Origin of the sequence: Actinomycetospora sp., from assembly GCF_036497245.1 — a bacterium.
Taxonomy (GTDB): domain Bacteria; phylum Actinomycetota; class Actinomycetes; order Mycobacteriales; family Pseudonocardiaceae; genus Actinomycetospora.
On the sequence record NZ_DASXJS010000004.1, the window covers coordinates 1 to 20,349 of the forward strand.

Consider the following 20,349-nt stretch of genomic DNA (forward strand, 5'->3'; position numbering starts at 1 on the left):
CCACCCGTGGAAGGTGAACTTCTGCAAGTTCACCAACGAGACCCGCAACGGCATCGAGGACATGACCGACGCCGGCCAGACCTGGATCGCGGCCCTGAACGGCACCGCGGCGGGCGGCGGGTACGAGATGGCCCTGGCGTGTGACCACATCCTGCTGGTGGACGACCGCTCCTCGAACGTGAGCCTGCCCGAGGTCCCGCTGCTCGGCGTCCTGCCCGGCACCGGCGGACTGACCCGCGTGATCGACAAGCGCCGGGTGCGCAAGGACCGGGCCGACGTGTTCGCGACGAAGTCCGAGGGCTTCGGCGGCAAGAAGGCCGTCGAGTGGCGCCTCGTCGACGAGGCCGTGCCGCGCCGGGAGTGGGACCGCGTGGTGGCCGAGCGCGCGACCGCGGCGGCCGAGGCGTCCGGTCGCCCGGCGGGCGCCACGGGTATCGCCCTGCCCCCGCTGCGCCGCGAGGAGACCGCGGACGCCCTCACCTACGACCACGTGCGCGTCACCATCGACCGCGAGGCCCGCACGGCCACGGTCGTCGTCGCCGTCCCGGAGGGCCTCACCGACGACCCGGCGGCGATGCACGACGAGGGCGCCGCGCACCCGCTGCTGGCGATGACCCGCGAGCTCGACGACGCGATCCTGCGGCTGCGCACCAACGAGCTGGAGATCGGCTCCTGGCTGCTGATGACCGAGGGCCCGACGGAGGCCGCCCTGGCCGCGGACCGCTTGATCGCGGAGCACCAGGACGACTGGCTCGTCGCCGAGACGACGCGGTACCTCAAGCGCGTGCTCAAGCGCCTCGACGTCACCAGTCGCAGCCTCATCGCACTGATCGAGCCGGGCAGCTGCTTCGCCGGGCCCTTCCTGGAGCTCGCGCTGGCGTGCGACCGGCAGTACATGCTCGAGGGCACGTTCGAGGAGGATGAGGACGCGACGCTCCCCTCGGGCGCGGCCGCCGAGGACCCCGCGACGCTCGTGGTGACCGACGCCCAGTCCGGGACCTTCCCGATGGGCAACGGCCTCACCCGGCTCGGTTCCCGCTTCTACGGCGACGACGAGAACCTCGCGGCGGTGAACGCCAGGAAGGGGGAGCGGCTCACCGGTGGTGACGCCGACGACCTGGGACTGGTGACCGACGCCCCCGACGACATCGACTGGACCGACGAGATCCGCATCCTGCTCGAGGAACGCGCCTCGTTGAGCCCGGACGCGCTGACGGGCATGGAGGCGAACCACCGGTTCGTCGGCCCGGAGACCATGGAGACCAGGATCTTCGGCCGCCTCACGGCGTGGCAGAACTGGATCTTCGTCCGCCCCAACGCGAGCGGCCCGGCGGGCGCGCTGCGCAAGTACGGCACCGGCCGCAAGGCCGACTTCGACCAACGGCGCGTCTGAACAGCAGGGGGTAGTAGCCACGATGACCAGTGCGCGACCGAAGATCGATTTCGACTCGAAGATCCCGAACAACGTCGACCTGGCCGGTGACCGCAAGCTCCAGCGCGCGCTCGAGCGCTGGCAGCCGAACTTCCTCGACTGGTGGGCCGACATGGGCCCCGCCGTCGACACCAAGGACGTCTACCTGCGCACCGCGGTCGACGTCGGGCGCGACGGCTGGGCCCACTTCGACCACGTCCCGATGAACGAGTACCGGTGGGGGGTCTTCCTCTCCGAGCACGACCCGGCGCGCAAGATCGCCTTCGGCGAGCACAAGGGCGAGCCGGTCTGGCAGGAGGTGCCCGGCGAGTACCGCGCCGACCTGCAGCGCCTCATCGTCATCCAGGGCGACACCGAGCCCGCGTCGGTCGAGCAGCAGCGCTTCCTGGGAGCGACTGCACCCAGCCTCTACGACATGCGCAACCTGTTCCAGGTCAACGTCGAGGAGGGCCGTCACCTCTGGGCGATGGTCTACCTGCTGCACGCCTACTTCGGGCGCGCCGGGCGCGAGGAGGCCGACCAGCTGCTGGCGCGCAACTCCGGCTCGGACGACTCGCCGCGCATCCTCGGGGCCTTCAACGAGGAGACCCCGGACTGGCTGTCGTTCTTCATGTTCACCTACTTCACCGACCGGGACGGCAAGTACCAGCTCGGGACGCTGAAGGAGTCGGGCTTCGACCCGTTGAGCCGGACCTGCGAGTTCATGCTCAAGGAGGAGGCCCACCACATGTTCGTGGGCACCACGGGCATCGACCGCGTGGTCCGGCGCACCGCCGAGCTGATGCAGGACCACGACACCGAGGAGGTCGCCGGCGCGGGCGGCATCCCGCTGGCGATGATCCAGAAGTACATCAACTTCCACTACACGGTGTCGCTGGACCTGTTCGGCAACGAGTCCTCGACCAACGCCGCCAACTACTTCACCGCGGGCCTCAAGGGCCGGTGGCAGGAGGAGCGCCGCGACGACAACCACGTGCTCTCCGACGACGAGGGCGCGGTCGACGCCTTCAAGGAGGGCCGGATCTCGTCCAACGAGGTCCCGGCGCTGCTCGCGCTCAACCAGGACCTGCGCCACGAGTACATCAACGACTGCAAGACCGGGCTCAAGCGCTGGAACCGGATCCTGACCAAGGCCGGGATCGACGCCGAGCTGTACCTGCCCCACGTCGGCTTCAACCGGCAGGTGGGAGCGTTCGCGGGCGCCAACATCTCGCCGTCGGGCAAGGTTCTCTCCGAGTCCGACTGGAACGCCCAGAAGGACCAGTGGCTGCCCACCGAGGTCGACAAGACCCACGTCCGCAGCCTCATGCACCCCGTCCTCGAGCCCGGGAAGATCGCCGGCTGGATCGCCCCGCCGTCGACCGGGATCAACGACAGGCCCGTCGAGTTCGAGTACGTGCATTTCCACTAGAACCCTGGCGTCAGGAAAGTCGCGTTGCAGACACTGGGTGTCCGCAACGCGACTTTCCTGACATCCGTTCCTTCGCGATCGCACAGAGGCGGTTGATGTGCTGTCCCACCACCAGCAGTTCAACGCGTCGCACTACCTCGTCGACCGGCACCTGACCGGCCCGGGCGCGGGGGCCCGGCCTGCGGTCCGTGCGGTCGTCGGCGACGGGGTGCGCGAGCTCGACTACGCCTCGCTCGGCGAGGAGGTCGCGCGCGTTGCGGCCGGCCTGCGGGCCCTCGGGGTACGCCCGGAGCAGCGCGTGCTCCTGTGTTGCTCGGACGGGATCGAGCTGTTCACCGCGATCCTCGCGGCGATGCGCATCGGTGCGGTCGCCGTGCCGGTGTCGACGATGCTGCGCGGCGCGGAGCTGGCCAAGCTCGTCATCGACTCGCGTGCTCCCGTGCTGCTCTGCTCCCCGGAGTTCGGCGAGGTGACCCGCACCGCGGTGGCGCTGGCCGGCGAGGACCGGCCGGACCTGCTCGACGTCGTCGTCACGCCCGCGAACGTCGCGGTCACCGACCCGGACCCGCTCGGCGGGTTCGCGGTGCGCACCCGCAGCTGGGCGGACCTGCTCGCGGCCGGGAAGGGCGGCGACACCTCGCTGTACCCGACCTGGGACGAGTCACCCGCGCTGTGGCTCTACACGAGCGGCACGACGGGGACGCCGAAGGCCGCCATGCACCGGCACGCGGACATCCGCACCGTCTGCGAGACCTACGGTGCGCAGGTGCTCGGCATCCGCCCCGACGACGTGTGCTTCTCGGTGGCCAAGCTGTTCTTCGCCTACGGCATCGGCAACTCGATGTTCTTTCCGCTGGCCGTCGGGGCGTCCTCGGTGCTCGCGCCGGGCCGTCCGTCCCCGGCGGCCATCGCCGACGTCGTCACCACCCACCCGGTGACGCTGTTCTACGGCAGCCCGAGCGTGTACGGCCCGCTGCTCGCCTCCGACCTGCCCGACGACACGTTCGCCCGTGTCCGGCAGGGCGTGAGCGCGGGGGAGGCGCTCCCGGCCCGCATGGTCGTCGGGATGCGGGACCGCTTCGGTGTCGAGGTGCTCGACGGCATCGGCTCCACCGAGGCGCTGCACATCTACCTGTCGAACCGGCCGGGCGAGGTGGCGCCGGGGACCTCCGGTGTGCCGGTCCCGGGGTACGAGGTGGAGATTCGCGACGACGACGGGTCGGTCGTGCCGGACGGCGCGAAGGGCACGCTGTACCTGCGCGCCGACTCGCTGTGCACCGGGTACTGGTGCAGGACCGACGTGAACCGCCTCGTGTTCGAGGGCGAGTGGATGCGCACCGGCGACACCTACGTCCGCAACCCCGACGGCACCTACCAGTGCCTGGGCCGCACCGACGACGTGCTCAAGGTCGGCGGCATCTGGGTCACGCCGATGGAGGTCGAGGAGCGGCTCGTCGCGCACCCGTCGGTCGCCGAGGTGGTCGTCGTGGGGGTTCCCGACGACGACGGGCTCGACCGGACGGTCGCGTGCGTCATCCCGGCCGAGGGCGCCGTCGTCGACGCCGATGCGCTCATCGCGTGGTGCCGCGAGGGGCTCGCGTCGTTCAAGAAGCCGAGTCACGTGCTGGAGATCGACGCGGTGCCGCGCACGGCGACCGGCAAGGTGCAGCGCTTCCTCGTCCGTGAGCTCGCGGCGGCGCGGCTCACGACGACGTCCCAGCTGACCGGTGCTGGTGGCTCCACCGTGTGAGCACTTTCCGGGCCTATAGCGCCCGAAAGTGCTCACGTGGCCGAAGGCCACCAGGCGGCCGTCGCCAGGTCGAGCTCGACCAGGTCGGGGTGCCGGAAGAACAGGCGCTCGTCCCGGTCGAGGTGGGTCGTGGGGCGCGCACCGGTCGGGCAGTCCTCGCTGTGCGCGACCGGGGTCAGGCGCCCCGGGCGCACCGCGTGGCAGTAGGTGCAGATGCCGATCATCGAGGGACCTCCGGCGGGCGGGTCGCGAGCGGCGACGGGGTCGGGGCGTCCCGGGCACGGACGCGAACCCGGGTGTTCACGGAATGGTCACCCCTGACAGCGGTCCGTGTCCGCCGCTTCGTGACCCCGCGCACCGTGAGGTGCATCGCGGTCGACGGCTGCCGTCCGGTCAGTGATGACCGAGCGTTGTCTTCCGGCGGGAGATCTCGGACACTGAGACCGCGCTGACCCTCGTTCGGGCCAGTCGCGATCGCGCCGGGTGATTCTTCAGGGAGCAGACATGTCGGTGACCACGGCACCGGAGGAGGCCGCCGGGTCCTCGCGGCGCGAGGCCTGGGGACGTGGCGGCCGCCGCGTCGTGGGCATCGCGCGCCGGGTCCCGTTCACGGCGACCGTCGTCGTGGCGATGGTGGTGGCCGGGCTCGTCACGGGGGCGTTCTGGTCGCCGCTGTCGGTCCGGCCCGAGGCCATCGACCTCGCCTACGGTCCGCCCGCCCTGCTCGCCGGTCACGTCTGGACGCTCGTGTCCGGTGCCCTGCTGGCCGGCAGCCCGGCTCTGTACATCCTGACGCTCGGGCTGTTCGCCCTCGCCGTCGGCTGGGTGGAGCTGCGCTGCGGGACGCGCCGCACCGCCCTGGTCACCATCGCCTTCCAGCTCGCCGCCGTGCTGCTGACCACGGCGCTCGTCCTCGCGCTCGCGGCGACGCCCTGGGTCTGGGCCGGACGGCTCGCCGGGGACCTCGACACCGGGTTCTCCGCGGGCATGTTCGCGGCGCTCGCGATGGGAGCGGCCACCCTGCACGCGCCCTGGCGGCTGCGCCTGCGGCTGATCCTCGTGGGGGTCGCCCTCGTGGGGCTGCTCTTCCTCGGCGGGCTCGCCGACGTCGAGCACACCCTCGCGCTGGTCCTCGCCCTCCCGCTGGCGCGCCGCCTCGCCGGGCCGACGGCGGCGCCCGCCCCCGTCACCATGCACGCCGGTCGCCGGGAGTGGCGCCTCGTCGCCGCCGTCGGGCTCGTCGTCATCGCCGCGATCCGGGTCATCACGCTCGTCGTGCCGGTCGTCGGGCCGCTCGGGGACACGGCCTCGGACTCGAGCGTGATCGAGACCGTCATCTCGGTGGTGATCTCCCTGCTGCTCGCCGAGGGACTGCGACGGGGCCGGCGGCCGGCCTGGGTGGTGAGCCTGCTGCTCGGCGTCTTCTACGCGCTGGTGGGCCTCGTCGTGATCGTCGCGGTGATCTGGGGGCAGGCCACCGGCCAGATGGACCAGATCGAGCTCGTCGGCCTCGCGGTGTTCGTGCCGAACGCGATCCTGTGGACCGCCCTGCTGGTGTGGCTCGTCGTCGGGCGCGCGGCGTTCAAGGTGCCCTCCCGGCGAGCGCTGCGCCGGCGCGGCGCCCACGGGCCCGCCGTCGGGCCGAAGGCCGCCCGCGTCGCCCTGCACACCCACGGCGGCTCGACGATCTCGTGGATGACCACCTGGCCGGAGAACCGTTACCTGGCCACCGGCCACGGGGTCCTCGCCTACCGGGTGCACGCGGGCGTCGCGGTCGCGCTCGGCGACCCGGTCGTCGCGCCCACGGAGCTCGGGACTGCCCTGACCGACTTCGGGGCGCTGGCGGAGCGCTCCGGATGGGTGCCGTGCCTGTTCTCGACGACGTCCGCGGTGGCGGACGCGGCCCGGGCGCAGGGCTGGCGCGCCCTGCAGGTCGCCGAGGACACCCTGATCGACCTCGACGGCCTGGAGTTCAAGGGGAAGGCCTGGCAGGCGGTACGCAGCGCCTTCAACAAGGCCGACAAGTCGGGCATCGAGCACCACATGGTCCACCTGTCCGAGGAGCCCCGCGCGGTCGTCGCGCAGGTCCGGGCGATCTCGGAGGAGTGGGTCGGCGACAAGGGCCTGCCCGAGATGGGCTTCACGCTCGGCGGCGTCGAGGAGGCGCTCGACTCCGAGGTCCGCACCGGACTCGCGATCGACGCCGAGGGCACCGTCCACGGCGTCACGTCCTGGCTGCCGGTCTACGGGCCGGACCGCGAGATCGCGGGCTGGACCCTCGACGTCATGCGCCGCCGGAACGAGGGGTTCCGCGCGGTCGTCGAGTACCTCATCGCCTCGGCGTGCCTGACCTTCCAGGCCGAGGGTGCCCGTTTCGTCTCGCTCTCCGGTGCGCCGCTCGCCCGCTCGGAGCGCGACCCCGAGGCGAGGGAACCGGTGCTCGACCGCCTGCTCGACCAGCTCGGCGCCCTGCTCGAGCCCTACTACGGCTTCTGCTCGCTCCACCAGTTCAAGGCGAAGTTCCGCCCGCGGCACGAGCCGATGTACCTCGTCTACCGCGACGAGGGCGACCTGCCGCGCGTCGGGCTCGGCATCGGGCGGGCGTACCTGCCCGACGCGAGCGTGCGGGAGCTGCTGGCGCTCACGCGCACCTGAGCCGAGGTCGTCACCCGGGCGACGACCTCGGGCTCACCCGCGCAGCTGCGCCAGGGCCGCCTCGGCCTGCACCACGATCGCCTCCGGGCCGGTGACCTCGTCGGCGTCCGCGGTCTCGCCCATGTCACCGGCCTGGTATCGGGTCCAGACGCCGGCGTGGATGCAGGCCGCCCGCCACCGCGCGAACGCGATGTAGAAGTCGATGTCCGGGAGCTTCGTGCCCGACGACGACTCGTACCGCGCGATCAGGTCCTCGCGCGTCGGGAACCCGCCGGCCTCGGTGGGGTTGGGCAGCGCCGCGGGCACCGTGTCACCGGGCTGCGACCAGGAGACGAGCACGTGCCCGAGGTCGCAGTACGGGTCGCCGATCGTCGCGAGCTCCCAGTCGAACACCGCGACCGCCTGGCCGTCGGGGGTGTAGGAGATGTTGCCGCTGCGGTAGTCGCCGTGCGCGATCCGGTTCGACGGCGCCTCCGGGATCCGCTCGGACAGCGCGGCGTGGGCGGCGTCGATCGCGGAGAAGTCCTCGAGCGCGGACGAGTGCGCCTGGCGGTGCCAGCGCCGCAATTGGCGCTCGACGAAGTTGCCGGGACGGGCGAGGTCGTCGAGGCCGACCTCGGCGGGGTCCACGGCGTGCAGGGCGGCCAGCACGTCCATCGTCGACTCGCCGATGCGTGTCTTCACCGCGCCGTCGGTGACCCAGTCCGCGTCCGCGGGACTGTTCAGGACCCGGCCCGGGGCGAAGTCCATGACGTAGAAGTCGACCCCGGCCACGTCGCGGTCGTCGCAGAAGGCCACCGGCTTCGGGACCGGGACCTCGGTGGGGGCGAGCGCGGAGAGGAAGCGCCACTCCCGGCCCATGTCGTGCGCGGTCTCCAGCACCCCGCCGAGGGGCTGCCTGCGCAGCGCCCAGGTGGTCCCGGCGTCGTCGGACACCCGGTAGGTCAGGTTGGACCGGCCGCCGGTGATGCGCTTGAAGGTCACCTCGCCCGAGATACCCGGGACGTTCGCCAGGAACCAGGCCACGGCCTCGTCGGGAACTCCCGGATCACCGGAGATCGACGCCGGAGAGGACATCAGGGCGTCACCACGATCTTGCCGACCTGGTCGTTCGACTCCAGGTAGGTGTGCGCGTCGACGATCGTGTCGAGTCCGGGGAACACCCGGTCCACCTGCGGCCGGAAGTCGCCGGACCGCAGTCCCGCACCCACGAACGCCCCTGCCCGTCGCAACCGTTCCTCATCGTGCGTCATCGCGAAGAGCGTATAGCTCCGCATCCAGAGATCCGGAAGCGTCTCGGTGGGGAAGATCGTCGGCTCGCCGGAGAGCAGTCCGTGGATGGTGAGGATCCCGCCCTTCGCGGTCACCTTCGCGAGGTCGGCGACGCCCGGACCGGCGATGGCGTCGAACACGTGCTCCACGCCCCGGCCTCCGGTGATCTCCAGGACCCGGGCCACCAGGTCCTCCTCGCCGGTCGCGACGACGTGCGCGGCGCCTGCGTCGAGCAGCGGCTGGGCCTTCGACGACGACCGCGAGGTCGCGATCGGGATCGCCCCGACCCGGGTGGCGACGGCGATCGCGGCGAGCCCGACGCTCGAGGTCGCCGCGGTGATCAGCACGTGGTCCCCGGCGCGCAGCCCGCCGGTCTCGACGAGCCCGCCGTAGCCGACGAGGAACGGCATCCACACCGCGGCGCCGTCGACCCAGTTCGTGGACTCCGGCAGCGGCACGACGGCGCGGGCGGGGACGAGCGCGCGGTCGGCGTAGACCGAGTAGTCGTTCATCGAGAAGCCGGGGACGACGCTGACCCGGTCGCCGACGGCGAACCGGGAGACCTCCGGGCCGATCGACGAGACGGTGCCGCTGCACTCGTACCCCAGGCCCGCCGGAAGCTTCGCCTGCTCGATGTAGCGCCCGCGCCGGAACATCGACTCCGCCCGGTTGAGCCCGATCGCCGCGACGTCGACGACGAGCTCGCCTGGCCCGGGCCGCGGGTCGGGCACCTCCTCGATCCGCAGCACCTCGGGGTCACCCAGCTCGGAGAACCGCACCGTCCTGGTCATGGGTCGTGATGGTGCCGCCGCGGCCGCCCGTCCGCATCCTCTTCCCGGGCGGGGCGCCGGGGTCTACCGTGACCGCATGACCAATTTTAATATCTGGTCACAGCGAGCGGAGGCGCGGTGAGCGACGAGCGCGGGAACCGTGTCCTCGACGCGGCAGGCGAGCTCCTGGTGACCTTCGGCTACCGGAAGGTGACCATCGCCGACGTCGCGGACCGGGCCGGCGTCGGGAAGGGCACGGTCTACCTGCACTGGCCGAGCAAGCTGGAGCTCTTCGGTGCGGTGCTCGTGCGGGAGGGGATCGCGGTCGGCCGGGAGCATGTGGCCGGGCTGCGGGCCGATCCGGGCACCGTCGTGCTGCACCGGACCCTCTCGACGTCGTTCCTGACGATCATGCGGCGACCCCTCGCGCGGGCTCTCTACACCGGCGACGCGGGCCTGCTCGGCGCGCTCTCGGCGGACACGAAGATCGGCCGGTCGGTGGTCGGTGGCAACGCGGCGTACCAGCCGCACCACCTCGGGCTGCTGCACCGTCACGGCCTGCTCGCCGACGACCCGGCCACCGATCCCACGCTGTACTACCGCCTCGCCGCGGCCACGCTCGGCTTCTTCCTGGGCGACGAGCTCGCGGGCGGTGCGGAGCTCGCCGAGCGCGCCGAGGCCCTCGGCCTCGTGGTGCGCCGCGCCTTCGAGCCCGCCGAGCTCCCGCCGCCCGCGGCACTCGCCGTCGCGGCCGCCGAGGTCGACGCGCTCTACTCCGGCCTGCTCGACGAGATGGGCCGGTCCCTGCCCGACAGCCCCAGCCCCACAGCCCCCAGCCCCACAGCCCCCAGCCCCGCAGCCCCCTGAGGAGGGGTCATGACCGATTCGACCACCACCGAGCTCGCCCCCGCCGAGTTCGACGCCCCCACCACCGCCGACGAGCCCGCCCTGCTGGCGTGGATCGCGCGCATGCGCGACGAGCAGCCGGTCTGGCGCGACCGGCACGGTATGTACCACGTGTTCCGCCACGCCGACGTGCACGCGATGCTGCGCGATCCCGCCACCTTCTCGTCGGACTCCGGGCGACTCTCGCCGATCTCGAAGACGGTCAACCGGGGCATGCTCACCCAGATCGACCCGCCGGAGCACCGGCGGATGCGCGCGGTCGTCTCCTCGGCCTTCACCCCGAAGCGGGTCGCCGCGATGGAGCCGCGGATCCGGGCGATCACGCGCAGCCTGCTCGACTCGGTGATCGAGGCGGGGCGCGGCACCGAGTTCGACCTGATCGACGCACTGGCGTTCCCGCTGCCGGTGACGGTGATCGCCGAGATGCTCGGGCTGCCCGCCTCCGACCACGACACGTTCCGCGGGTGGGCCGACCGGCTGTTCTCGATGCAGGTCGACGACCCGTTCGACCCCGAGCTCGGCACCCGTGTCCAGGCCGCGATGGCCGACATCCAGGACTACCTGGTCGCGAGGGTGCGGGAGCGGCGCGCGGCGGTCGCCGACGGCACCGCCGGGGACGACCTGATCACCGCGCTGGTCACCGCCGAGGTCGTCACCGACGGCACCCCGGTGCTCCTCGACGACGAGGAGGCGGCGAACTTCTCGCTCCTGCTGCTGCTCGCCGGACACATCACGACGACGGTGCTGCTGGGCAACGCGATCCGGACCTTTCATGATCACCCCTTGGCTGCTGACCACCCGCTCGCCGGCGGCCGCGACCCGTGGTCGGTCCTCGTCGGGGACCCGACGACGATCCCGGCCGCGATCGAGGAGGTCCTGCGACTGCGCAGCCCGTTCACCGAGACCGGGCGGGTCACCACCCGGGACGTCGAGATCGCCGGCGTCACCATCCCCGCGGACCGGTTCGTCCTGCCCTCGCTGCTCTCCGCCAACCACGACGAACGCGCCTTCGACGACCCGGAGACGTTCGTCCTGGACCGGGGGATCGGGGGCGGCAGCCAGACGGCGTTCGGTCACGGTGTGCACTTCTGCCTCGGGGCGCCGCTCGCCCGCCTGGAGGGTCGGGTCGCACTGGAGGAGCTGACCGCCCGCTACAGCGCGCTGGTCCCCGTCGCGAACGCTCCGGAGGCACTGCGGCCCTACCCCCGGGGGGTCCTCGGAGTCCGAAACCTGCCCGTGCGCGGGACGCTGCGCTACGGGGGGTGACCTGCCGCAGCGATCATCTCACCGTGCGTCACACTGACGTGCGTGATCCCTGGAACGCCGGCTCGCATCCTTCTCGGTGCGGCGTGCCTGGTCGGGCTCATCGCCGCCGTCGCCGTGCTGACCGGGGCGGTGCAGGTCGGTGCGGACGGCCCCGAGGGCGCCCCGCCGTCGGCGGCCGCCATGACGGGGCCGCCCGCCACGGCACCCGGCGTCGTCGCCCCGGATCCCCGCGGCGGGGTCCCGGCGACGGTCCTCGCCGTCGCGGACCCGGTGACGGTCGACGTCCGGCTCGAGGACGGTCGCGCCCTGCGGGTGCGCGCGCTCGGCATCCAGCCGCCCGACCGTTGCTACTCCGGCCAGGCGCTGCAGTTCGCCCGCGGTGCCCTCGCCGGCCGGGCGGTGACCCTGGCCGGGGACGGGCGGGCCGACCGGTTCTCCCGCGCGCTGGCGTGGGTGACGCTGCCCGACGGTGACTACGCGGTGCTCGCCGCCGAGGCTGGCGTCGTCAGCACCTACGCGGCCGACGCCCCGCCCGGGCGGATGCCCGCGGTCCGCTCGGCGGCCGACCGGGCCCGCGTCGCGGGCCGGGGGCTCTGGGGCCCGCCGTGCGTCGGGGCAGGCGGCGCGACGACGACCCCCTCGACCCCCTCGAAGCCGTCGACGCGCTCGACGGCCGCCGCGGTCAGCCGGACGCCAAGCTGATCATCGGGTGCGCGGTGGGTGTGAGCCACCGCAGCAGTCGCACGACGGTGCCCTCGTCGGTCGCGACGCAGCCCGCCGTCGGGTGGTCGCCGATGTGCAGGAAGTAGGCCGAGCCGGCGCCCGGGCGGACCGGGTCGGTGTTGGCGTCGAGGACGATCGCGTGGTCGTAGGCGCGGCCCGCGGCCTGGAGGTTCTCCGAGGCCCGCTCGTCGAAGGAACAGCGGCCGGGTGCGCAGGTCTGGTGGGTGTTGTAGAGCGGGCTCCTGGTGTCACCGACCCACCAGTCGTCCGGGCCGACGTGCGAGTACGGCAGCGCCGTGCCCGGGTCCGTCTCCCGGCCGAACGCCTGCGAGATGCCGAACGTGCCGGCGGGGGTCCGCGCGACCTGCTCGCTCGAGGGCCCCATTCCCTCACGACCGAGCGAGGCCGGGGTGGGCGGGACGAACGCCGTCCACCCGTTCCCCGTGCGGGTCCACGCCGAGACGGTGGCCGCGGTCGCGCCGGGGGAGGGCGCGTCGACCAGGATCGCCTGCGTCGTCCGTGCGGGGAGCGTCGCCAACCGGGGCGGGACGCCCGGGGCGGCCTTGCCGGGAGCGGCATCGGCCGGGGCGGGCGTGCCGGCCGCCGGTGCGGGCACGGCGGCCGGAGCAGGTGCGCCCATCGGTGCCGGGGCCGGGACTGCCTGGACGGGCCCGGCGACCGCCGGACGGGCGGCGGCGAGCAGGGCGGGCATCGCCTGCTGCGCGGTCCCGTCGAGCAGCAGCGCCCCGGCGAGACCGGACGCCCCGGCCGTCACCACCAGGACCGCCAGTAGGCGGGTCACCCATCCCCGACCCCCGTTCATGGTCGCTATCGTCCCGTGCCGCGTTCCACCGTGTGCAGGCCCCTCGCGGGGCCGCCCGGCGGAAGGCGTCACCGAACGCCTGCGCGGACCGACGCGTGGCGCTCACATTCGGCGGCCGGCCGGGCTTGGTGCTGCAGCGACCGACGCGCTGGCCTACGCCCGTATCTGTGTGCGCCGCGCGTCGGTGCGGACAGAGTGGTGGGTCGCCCGGCCGAGTGTGTGTGCCGCGCGTCGATCGGGCCGCCGCCCGGCCGGTGCCGATGCCCGTCGAGGGTGGCGTCCACAGTTCACAGCACACGCACAGCCCGTGACCGCGCGGACCACACCGCGCGATCACGCCGGTCGGGCACGCTCGACGTCGTGCAGATCCAGGGCCGGAGACGCAGCGGAGCGGGGCTGGACCAGTGATGGGTTACCAGCGCGGCCTCTCCCTGCTCGACGGCTGGCTGCCGTGGGTCGTGCAGGCCGTGGTCGTGCTCCTGCTGCTGGTCGCGCTCTTCCCACTGCTCCCGACCTCCTGGTCCCGACGAGGGCGCACGGTGCGGCGCCCGCTCGTGCGGCTCGGTGCGGTCGTCGTGCTGGGGGGCGCGGGGGCGCTCGCGGCGTGGTGGGTGTTCGCGGGCAGCGGGCTCGCCTCCGACCCGGCGCCGGTGCTGCTGTGGGTGTGGGTCGGGCTGACGGTGGCCGCGGTGGCGACGGTCGTCGTCGCCTGGGCGCCGTCGCGCTGGTGGCGGCGTGGGGTGGCGGTGCTCGTCGTGCCGCTGTCGGTGGTGTGCGTGGCGCTGGTGCTCAACCAGTGGGTGGGCTACATGACGACGGTGCAGGAGGGCTGGTCGGAGGTGACCGCGGGCGCGTTTCCCGACCAGGTCGACCCGGCGGCTCTGCCCTCGATGATCGGCACGCCGCGGCCGACGGGCGCCGTCGTCAGCGTGACGATCCCGGACACGGCGAGCGGCTTCCCCCACCGCGACGAGGACGTGTGGCTCCCGCCCGCGTGGTTCGCGCCGGGCCCGCGGCCGGTGCTGCCGGCGATCATGATGATCGGCGGCGAGTTCAACACCCCCGGCGACTGGATCCGCGTGGGGAACGCCGTTCAGATCGCGGACTCCTACGCCGCCGCGCACGGTGGGGTGGCCCCGGTGATCGTCTTCGCCGACGCGGGCGGGACGTTCAACAACGACACCGAGTGCGTCGACGGGCCCCGCGGCAACGCCGCCTCGCACCTGACACGTGACGTGATCCCGTTCGTCGAGCGGGCCTACGGCGTCTCGCGGGACCCGCGGGCGTGGGGCGCCGTCGGGTGGTCGATGGGCGGCACCTGCGCGGTCGACCTCGCCGTCATGCACCCGGACCTGATCGACTCGTTCGACGACATCGCCGGCGACGCGGGCCCGGAGATCGGGACGAAGCAGCAGACGATCGACCGGCTCTACGGCGGGAACGTCGCGGCGTGGGCGACCTACGACCCGGCGACGGTGCTGGGCGGGCACACCCCGTACGCGGACACGGCGGGGTGGTTCGACGACAGCTCCGACGCCGGGGGCGGGTTCGGCGGGCACCGTCCGGGCGCGGGGCAGGGCGGGCGGCCGCCCGGCGGCCGACCGCCGGGGCAGCGTCCACCCGGCGGCTTCGGCGGGCAGAACGGCGAGAACGCCGGCATCGGCGGCCGCGGCGGCGGGGGAGGGACCGGTCAGGAGCTCCCCGCGGCGCGGGCGTTGTGCGCGCAGGCGCAGACCCGCGCGATCGCCTGCACCGTCGCGACCCAGCCGGGACGGCACTCGTGGCAGTTCGCGTCGACGGCGTTCTCGACGGTCCTGCCGTGGATGGCGGCCCGGGTGGAGGCCCCGGGAACTCCGGCGAAGGCCTGACCCCGGCCGGGCACCGTCAGAGGATCTTGCCCGGGTTGAGGATGCCGTGGGGGTCGAGGGCGGCCTTGACCGCGCGCTGCATGGCGAGGACCTCCGGGGTCTGCTCGGCCTCGAGACCGTGGCGCTTGAGCAGGCCGACCCCGTGCTCCCCGGTGACGGTGCCGCCGAGGTCGAGGGCGTCGGCGAGGATCTGCTCGAAGGCGGCCTGGGCGCGCCCGCGGGCGGGCTCGTCGCCGATCGGGGTGATCAGCAGCGGGTGGAGGTTCCCGTCGCCGGCGTGCGCGATGTTCGCGATCGTGGTGTCGAAGCGTTCGCCGGTGGCCTGGATGCGGGCGAGCATCTCGGGGACCGCGGCGCGGGGGACACAGACGTCCTCGGTGAGCACCGGGCCGAGCCGCTCGAGGGCGGGGTAGGCCAGCCGCCGTGCCGCGAACAGCGCCTCGGCCTCCTCGGCGTCGGCGGCCTGGGCGGAGAACGAGGCGCCCGCGGCGTCGAAGTGGGCGAGCATCTGCTCGGCCTCGGCGAGCCCGGCGGCGCCCGGGGCGTCGGAGCGCCCGAGCAGGATGACGTCGGCCTCGGCGGAAAGGCCCATGTTCTTCCAGGCGTCGACGGCCTCGAGGCAGGTGCGGTCGACCAGTTCCAGCGCGCTGGGGGTCATGCCGTCGGCGGTGATCGCGGCGACGGCGCGCCCGGCGTCGACGATGCTGGTGAAGTAGCCCGCCACGGTGTGCTCCGGTGCGCGGGCCGGGCGCAGCTTGACGGTGACCTCGGTGATCAGCCCGAGGGTGCCCTCGGAGCCGACCATGAGCCCGGCGAGGTCGAGCCCCGCGACCCCCTTGGCGGTGCGGCGCCCGAGACGGACCAGCTCGCCGAGGCCGTTGACCACCTGCACGCCGAGCACGTAGTCGCGGGTGACGCCGTACTTCACGCAGCACACGCCGCCGGCGTTGGTGGCCACGTTGCCGCCGATGGTCGACCAGGGGGAGCTCGCGGGGTCGGGCGGGTACCAGAGGCCGCGGTCGGCGCAGGCGGCGCGCAGGTCGTCGTTGACGACGCCGGGGTCGACGACGGCGAGGCGCTCGGCCGGGTCGATCTCGTGCACGCGGGTCATCTGCTCGACCGAGACGACGACGCTGCCGGTGATCGCGTTCGCGCCACCGGACAGGCCGGTGCCGGCGCCGCGGGGGATCACCGGGATCCCGTGGCGCAGGCAGGTCCGCACGACGGCCTGGCACTGCGCCGCATCGAGGGGACGCACCACGGCGGCGGGCAGCTCCCAGGGCGCCCACTCGGCGTCGTCGTGGGCGTAGGAGGCCAGCACGTCCGGGTCGTCGATCACGCGGTCGGCGGGCAGGGCGGCGCGGAGGTCGGCGACGACGGGGGCCGGGGCGACGGCGGTCATGGGCGGGGTCCCCCTCGGTCGGTGAGCGTGCCGGTGATCTCACCGTAACTCCGCCGCGGCCGGTCCGGCCCTACCGTGGCGCCCGATGACGAAGGCGGCGAAGCGGTCCGGTCGTGCGGGCGCGGGAGCGGGCGCGGCCGGGACGGGACCCACCGTGACCCTGTGCCGCGGGTGCTGTTGCGGCACCGAGCGCAAGCACCCGGGGATCGACCACGCGGGTCAGGTCGAGCGGCTGCGTTCCGGCACGGTGGACGCGGGCCGCGTGCGGGTGAGCGACTGCCTCGACGCGTGCGCCCAGTCCACGGTGGCGGTGGTGTCGCCGTCGACGGCCGGACGGGCCGCGGGTGGACGTCCGGTGTGGCTGCTCGGGGTGCTCGACCGGGACACCGAGGACGAGATCACGGCGTGGGTGCAGGCCGGCGGTCCGGGCGTGGCCGAGCCACCCGGCCTGCTCGACCTGCGGGTCTTCACGCCGGCACGCCGGATCCGCAACCAGATGGACTGAGGTGGGGGCTCACCGGCGCGGAACGGGCCTCGCGGCGGGACACTCGGGGGCATGCAGCGCGTCGCCGTCCTGATCGAGCCGGACAACGTCGTCCTCGAGCAGCGGGAGATCCCGGAGCCGGGGCCGGGCCAGGTCCAGGTCGCGGTGCGCGCGGTGAGCGTGTGCGGGTCCGACGTCCACTACTTCGACCACGGGCGCATCGGCGGCTTCGTCATGCACGCGCCCCTGGTGCTCGGGCACGAGACGGCGGGTGTGGTGTCCGCCGTCGGGCCCGAGGTGGGCGTGGGGCCGGGTGGGGGGATCACTGTCGGGACCCGGGTGGCCGTCGAGCCGCAGGCCGAGTGCGGGCGGTGCGCGCAGTGCCGGCAGGGGCGCTATCACCTCTGCCCGGACATCGCGTTCTTCGCGACCCCGCCGGTCGACGGCGCGTTCGCCGAGTACGTCGTCGTGCCCGCGCACCGTGCGCACCCGATCCCGGAGTCGCTCTCCGACGAGGCCGCCGCCCTGGTCGAGCCGCTCTCGGTGGCCCTGCACGCCGCGACGAAGGCGGACATCGGGCCGGGGACGCGGGTCCTGGTCAGCGGGGCGGGGCCGGTCGGGCTGCTGTGCCTGCAGGTCGCCCTCGCCCGGGGCGCGTCGGCCGTCGTCGTCAGCGATGTCATGGCGCTGCGACGGGAGGCCGCGACCGAGTTCGGCGCGACGGCGACGGTGGACGGGAACGACCAGGACACCGCGCTCGCGTCGATCGGTGAGGTGCTGGGGCAGGCCGATGTGGTGCTCGAGTGCACCGGGGTCCAGCCGGCGATCGACCTCGCGGTGGCGGCGACGGCACCCGCGGCGACGGTCGTGCTGGTGGGGACGGGGGCGTCGGTGACGCTGCCGCTCGACCTCCTGCAGGCCCGCGAACTGGTGGTGAAGGGGACCTTCCGCTACGCCCACGTCTACCCGGCGGCGATCGCACTGGCGGCATCCGGGCGCATCCGGCTCGACGCGATGATCACCTCGCACCACCCGCTGGAGGACGCGGTCGGGGCGCTGCTCGCGGCACGGCGCGACCCGCTGGCCCTCAAAGCGGTGGTGCACCCGTAGGTGGCCTCCGGCCTTGTGAGCACTTTCAGGGGCTATAGGCCCCGAAAGTGCTCACGAGCGCGAAGCGCACCTACGGGCGACGACCGCCAGGCACGCGAGGGCGATCACACCGAGCGCCACGAACAGCGCGCTGTAGGAGACCAGGTCGGCGAGCAGCGCGAGCACCGTCGGGACGAGGAACCCGAGGTAGGCCAGCGTGTAGAACACCGCGTTCAGCCCGGCGAGGTGGCGGGACGGCGCGATGCGCTGCACCTCGGCGAGCCCGCTGACCAGTGCGAACCCGTAGCCGATCCCCAGGACGACTGCGCTGGCGACGGCGAGCGTGACGCCCGGGGTCGCGGCCGTGAGCGCTGCCAGCAGCATCCCGGCCGCGGCGAACGCCTGGCCGAGCATCCCGCCGCGGGCGTCGGTGAGCCCGAGGCGCTTGGCCAGCGACTGGGCACCCACCCCGGCCGCCAGCGTGATCGCCGTCATCAGCGCCGCGAACGCGATCGCGTGCCCGGGGACGGAGCTGGCCACCAGGGAGGGCAGCACGGCGTACGCGACGCCGGCGCAGGTGAACACCCACGGCGCCACCGGCGCGACGACCGTCAGAAACTCGCGGTGCTCGCCGACCGGGATGCGCAGGTCGTCGCGGAGCCGCCGGGTGGGACGTGCGGAGCGGTCGAGCGTCTCCGCGGTCCGCAGGGCGACGAGGCCGAGCGGGATCCCGACGACGACGTGGACGGCGTACGAGAGCACCTCCGGCCATGGGCCCCACTGGGCGAGCAGTCCGGCCGTTACCGGGCCGAGCAGGAAGCCCAGCGTCAGCGACATCGCCGCCCGCGAGGCCCCACCGGCGGCGGCGCCGCGCAGCGACGACAGCTCGCTGATCCAGGTCGAGCCGACCGCCATCGCGATCCCCAGGGCGAGCCCGGCCAGGACGCGGCCGGTGAACAGCACCGGCACCACGTCGCCCCCGGCGGCCAGGACGAGGCTGCCCAGGATCGCGATCGGCGGCGCGGCGAGCATCAGCGGCTTGCGACCGAGACGGTCGGAGAGGGGCCCGCCGAGGAGCATGCCGGGCACGATCCCCAGCACGTACGCGCCGAGCAGGACGTCCACGACCGCCGTCGAGAACCCGCCGAGCTCGCGGTACATGACCATGAGCGGCGTGAACTGGTTGCCGCCCCAGGCGACGGTGAACAGCGCGAGCCCCACGGGCAGCCAGGCGGTCGAGCCCCGCCGGGTGTCCGTGGGCTGGTCGAGCGTCGCGGTCATCGGGTCCTTCCGTGGCGGTGGGTGTTGTCGAGGTGGTCGGTCAGGGCGCGGGCGAAACCGTCGATGTCGCGGGCCGCGAGCAGGTCGCGCAGCGCCCGGTGCTCGTCGAGGACGGTGGTGGCGGCGGCGGTGCGCCCGCGGACCGAGTCGGCCGTCATGCGCTGCTGGCGCTCGCGCAACGTGGCGTAGAAGCCGGCGAGCAGGGAGTTGCGGCCTGCGTCGGCGACGAGCCGGTGGAACTCCGCGTCGGACCGGGCGAACCCGGGGAGGTCGTCGTCGCGGTGGGCGGCCTGCTGGCGCTCGATCGTCGAGTCGAGCGCGGACAGCAGCCCGGCGAGGTCGTCGGGGCGGGTGATCACGTCGGCGGCGGCGTGGGTCTCGAGAAGGGCGCGTGCGTCGAGGACCTCGTCGATCTCGTGGGGTGCGACCGGCACCACGAGGGCGCCCCGCTTCGGGAACAGGCGCAGCCACCCCTCGACCTCGAGGCGCAGGAACGCCTCGCGGACCGGGGTGCGGCTGACGCCGAGTGCGGCCGAGACCTCGCCCTCGCTGACCATCCGGCCGCCCTCGAGCTCGCCGGTCAGCACGCGGTCCTTCACGTGGCGGTAGACGGCGTCGGCCGCTGAGACGCCACTTGTGTCGGACATAGATACAAGATAGCGCAGGAGCGGACTCCGCGCAGCACGCGGGCCCGCCCCGGGTCAGGCGCCGGTCCGCGCGACCAGACCCGCCGCCTCGATCCCGGCGACGACCGCCTCCTCGTCGGCCAGTGACGCGTCACCGGAGGCGCCCGCGGCCCCGATCACCTCGCCGTCGCCGTCGCACACGAAGACCCCGCCGGGCACCGAGAACACCTTCCCGCCCGCGAGGGAGGCGACCGAGGTGAAGAACTCCGGTGAATCGGACGCGCGGGCCGCGATCGCCCGGCTGTCCATCATGAGCCCGATGACGCCGTGCGCCTTCGCGACCGCCACGTCCGGGCGCAGGAACCCCGATCCGTCGGCACGGCCGAGCGCCACGAGGTGCCCGCCGGTGTCCAGGACGGCGATCGTGAGCGGCTTGTAGCCCGCCTGCCGCCCGTGCTCGAGGGCGGCGGAGACGATGGTGCTGGCGTGGTCGTAGGTCAGGGCGCTCATGCGCGGCTGCCTATCACGATCGGGATGTACGCGCGGCACAGCTGCGCACCGGGGCATGTGCGGTGACGCGGAGCACGATAG

The 20,349-nt window shown here is 73.6% G+C and carries 18 protein-coding genes; 10 read left to right on the top strand and 8 right to left on the bottom strand.

Annotation, left to right across the window (positions count from 1 at the left end):
• The 3 genes from VGI02_RS00270 to VGI02_RS00280 form a co-directional block, all read left to right on the top strand.
• On the top strand, positions 1-1,393 hold a 1,393-nt coding region (locus VGI02_RS00270), incomplete at its 5' end, for an enoyl-CoA hydratase-related protein (protein WP_331625215.1).
• A gap of 22 nt (positions 1,394-1,415) precedes the next feature.
• Positions 1,416-2,843 carry a benzoyl-CoA 2,3-epoxidase subunit BoxB gene (boxB, locus tag VGI02_RS00275; RefSeq protein WP_331625216.1) on the top strand — a complete coding sequence of 476 codons (1,428 nt, stop codon included), beginning with the start codon at positions 1,416-1,418 and terminating at the stop codon, positions 2,841-2,843.
• Positions 2,844-2,940: 97 nt separating this feature from the next.
• On the top strand, positions 2,941-4,593 hold the full coding sequence (locus tag VGI02_RS00280; protein WP_331625217.1) for a benzoate-CoA ligase family protein: 1,653 nt from the start codon (positions 2,941-2,943) through the stop codon (positions 4,591-4,593).
• A gap of 32 nt (positions 4,594-4,625) precedes the next feature.
• On the opposite strand, the gene VGI02_RS00285 is transcribed toward VGI02_RS00280, so the two are convergent.
• Complete coding sequence (locus VGI02_RS00285) at positions 4,626-4,817, bottom strand: hypothetical protein (protein WP_331625218.1); 192 nt, start codon at positions 4,815-4,817, stop codon at positions 4,626-4,628.
• Positions 4,818-5,097: 280 nt separating this feature from the next.
• Here VGI02_RS00285 and VGI02_RS00290 point away from each other — a divergent pair, with 280 nt between their 5' ends.
• Positions 5,098-7,248, top strand: a complete 2,151-nt coding sequence (locus tag VGI02_RS00290) for an MprF family protein (RefSeq protein ID WP_331625219.1) — start codon at positions 5,098-5,100, stop codon at positions 7,246-7,248.
• Positions 7,249-7,281: 33 nt separating this feature from the next.
• Here the strand turns inward: VGI02_RS00290 and VGI02_RS00295 are convergent, their stop codons facing one another.
• Positions 7,282-8,325 carry a phosphotransferase family protein gene (locus VGI02_RS00295; protein ID WP_331625220.1) on the bottom strand — a complete coding sequence of 348 codons (1,044 nt, stop codon included), beginning with the start codon at positions 8,323-8,325 and terminating at the stop codon, positions 7,282-7,284.
• Entirely contained in the window at positions 8,325-9,311 is a 987-nt protein-coding gene (locus VGI02_RS00300) for a zinc-dependent alcohol dehydrogenase family protein (RefSeq protein ID WP_331625221.1), read from the bottom strand. The genes VGI02_RS00295 and VGI02_RS00300 overlap by 1 nt, the downstream gene beginning before the upstream one ends.
• 117 nt (positions 9,312-9,428) lie before the next feature.
• Between VGI02_RS00300 and VGI02_RS00305 the strand changes: the two genes are divergently transcribed.
• The 3 genes from VGI02_RS00305 to VGI02_RS00315 are packed head-to-tail and all read left to right on the top strand — an operon-like array spanning position 9,429 to position 12,164.
• Positions 9,429-10,157, top strand: a complete 729-nt coding sequence (locus VGI02_RS00305; protein ID WP_331625222.1) for a TetR/AcrR family transcriptional regulator — start codon at positions 9,429-9,431, stop codon at positions 10,155-10,157.
• Between the two features lie 9 nt (positions 10,158-10,166).
• Positions 10,167-11,462, top strand: coding sequence for a cytochrome P450 (locus VGI02_RS00310; protein ID WP_331625223.1), 1,296 nt, complete (start codon positions 10,167-10,169; stop codon positions 11,460-11,462).
• A 42-nt stretch (positions 11,463-11,504) separates the two neighbouring features.
• Entirely contained in the window at positions 11,505-12,164 is a 660-nt protein-coding gene (locus VGI02_RS00315) for a thermonuclease family protein (RefSeq protein WP_331625224.1), read from the top strand.
• On the opposite strand, the gene VGI02_RS00320 is transcribed toward VGI02_RS00315, so the two are convergent.
• Positions 12,145-13,008, bottom strand: a complete 864-nt coding sequence (locus VGI02_RS00320; RefSeq protein ID WP_331625225.1) for a L,D-transpeptidase family protein — start codon at positions 13,006-13,008, stop codon at positions 12,145-12,147. The two genes, VGI02_RS00315 and VGI02_RS00320, sit on opposite strands and share 20 nt — an antisense overlap.
• A gap of 407 nt (positions 13,009-13,415) precedes the next feature.
• On the opposite strand from VGI02_RS00320, the gene VGI02_RS00325 reads away from it, so the two are divergent.
• Complete coding sequence (locus VGI02_RS00325) at positions 13,416-14,876, top strand: alpha/beta hydrolase (protein ID WP_331625226.1); 1,461 nt, start codon at positions 13,416-13,418, stop codon at positions 14,874-14,876.
• A 16-nt stretch (positions 14,877-14,892) separates the two neighbouring features.
• Here VGI02_RS00325 and VGI02_RS00330 read toward each other — a convergent pair whose 3' ends face one another.
• Positions 14,893-16,278 carry an FAD-binding oxidoreductase gene (locus VGI02_RS00330; protein ID WP_331625227.1) on the bottom strand — a complete coding sequence of 462 codons (1,386 nt, stop codon included), beginning with the start codon at positions 16,276-16,278 and terminating at the stop codon, positions 14,893-14,895.
• Between the two features lie 85 nt (positions 16,279-16,363).
• Between VGI02_RS00330 and VGI02_RS00335 the strand changes: the two genes are divergently transcribed.
• Complete coding sequence (locus VGI02_RS00335; RefSeq protein WP_331625228.1) at positions 16,364-16,783, top strand: hypothetical protein; 420 nt, start codon at positions 16,364-16,366, stop codon at positions 16,781-16,783.
• Between the two features lie 51 nt (positions 16,784-16,834).
• Complete coding sequence (locus VGI02_RS00340; protein WP_331625229.1) at positions 16,835-17,872, top strand: NAD(P)-dependent alcohol dehydrogenase; 1,038 nt, start codon at positions 16,835-16,837, stop codon at positions 17,870-17,872.
• Positions 17,873-17,923: 51 nt separating this feature from the next.
• Here VGI02_RS00340 and VGI02_RS00345 read toward each other — a convergent pair whose 3' ends face one another.
• From VGI02_RS00345 to VGI02_RS00355, 3 genes are read right to left on the bottom strand one after another with little or no spacing between them, the layout of a single operon-like run.
• Positions 17,924-19,132 carry an MFS transporter gene (locus VGI02_RS00345; RefSeq protein ID WP_331625230.1) on the bottom strand — a complete coding sequence of 403 codons (1,209 nt, stop codon included), beginning with the start codon at positions 19,130-19,132 and terminating at the stop codon, positions 17,924-17,926.
• Complete coding sequence (locus VGI02_RS00350) at positions 19,129-19,779, bottom strand: GntR family transcriptional regulator (RefSeq protein WP_331625231.1); 651 nt, start codon at positions 19,777-19,779, stop codon at positions 19,129-19,131. Before VGI02_RS00350 ends, VGI02_RS00345 begins: the two co-directional genes overlap by 4 nt.
• 54 nt (positions 19,780-19,833) lie before the next feature.
• Positions 19,834-20,268: a GlcG/HbpS family heme-binding protein gene (locus VGI02_RS00355; RefSeq protein WP_331625232.1), complete on the bottom strand. Its 435-nt coding sequence runs from the start codon at positions 20,266-20,268 to the stop codon at positions 19,834-19,836.
• Between the last annotated feature and the right edge of the window lie 81 nt (positions 20,269-20,349).

Excerpts from the sequence above, each read along its gene's own strand:
- VGI02_RS00330 (WP_331625227.1), bottom strand. The coding sequence starts at position 16,278 with ATGACCGCCGTCGCCCCGGCCCCCGTCGTCGCCGACCTCCGCGCCGCC.
- VGI02_RS00340 (WP_331625229.1), top strand. The coding sequence starts at position 16,835 with ATGCAGCGCGTCGCCGTCCTGATCGAGCCGGACAACGTCGTCCTCGAG.
- boxB (WP_331625216.1), top strand. The coding sequence starts at position 1,416 with ATGACCAGTGCGCGACCGAAGATCGATTTCGACTCGAAGATCCCGAAC.
- VGI02_RS00290 (WP_331625219.1), top strand. The coding sequence starts at position 5,098 with ATGTCGGTGACCACGGCACCGGAGGAGGCCGCCGGGTCCTCGCGGCGC.
- VGI02_RS00285 (WP_331625218.1), bottom strand. The coding sequence starts at position 4,817 with ATGATCGGCATCTGCACCTACTGCCACGCGGTGCGCCCGGGGCGCCTG.
- VGI02_RS00310 (WP_331625223.1), top strand. The coding sequence starts at position 10,167 with ATGACCGATTCGACCACCACCGAGCTCGCCCCCGCCGAGTTCGACGCC.
- VGI02_RS00335 (WP_331625228.1), top strand. The coding sequence starts at position 16,364 with ATGACGAAGGCGGCGAAGCGGTCCGGTCGTGCGGGCGCGGGAGCGGGC.
- VGI02_RS00350 (WP_331625231.1), bottom strand. The coding sequence starts at position 19,779 with ATGTCCGACACAAGTGGCGTCTCAGCGGCCGACGCCGTCTACCGCCAC.
- VGI02_RS00300 (WP_331625221.1), bottom strand. The coding sequence starts at position 9,311 with ATGACCAGGACGGTGCGGTTCTCCGAGCTGGGTGACCCCGAGGTGCTG.
- VGI02_RS00345 (WP_331625230.1), bottom strand. The coding sequence starts at position 19,132 with ATGACCGCGACGCTCGACCAGCCCACGGACACCCGGCGGGGCTCGACC.
- VGI02_RS00355 (WP_331625232.1), bottom strand. The coding sequence starts at position 20,268 with ATGAGCGCCCTGACCTACGACCACGCCAGCACCATCGTCTCCGCCGCC.
- VGI02_RS00295 (WP_331625220.1), bottom strand. The coding sequence starts at position 8,325 with ATGTCCTCTCCGGCGTCGATCTCCGGTGATCCGGGAGTTCCCGACGAG.
- VGI02_RS00325 (WP_331625226.1), top strand. The coding sequence starts at position 13,416 with ATGGGTTACCAGCGCGGCCTCTCCCTGCTCGACGGCTGGCTGCCGTGG.
- VGI02_RS00320 (WP_331625225.1), bottom strand. The coding sequence starts at position 13,008 with ATGAACGGGGGTCGGGGATGGGTGACCCGCCTACTGGCGGTCCTGGTG.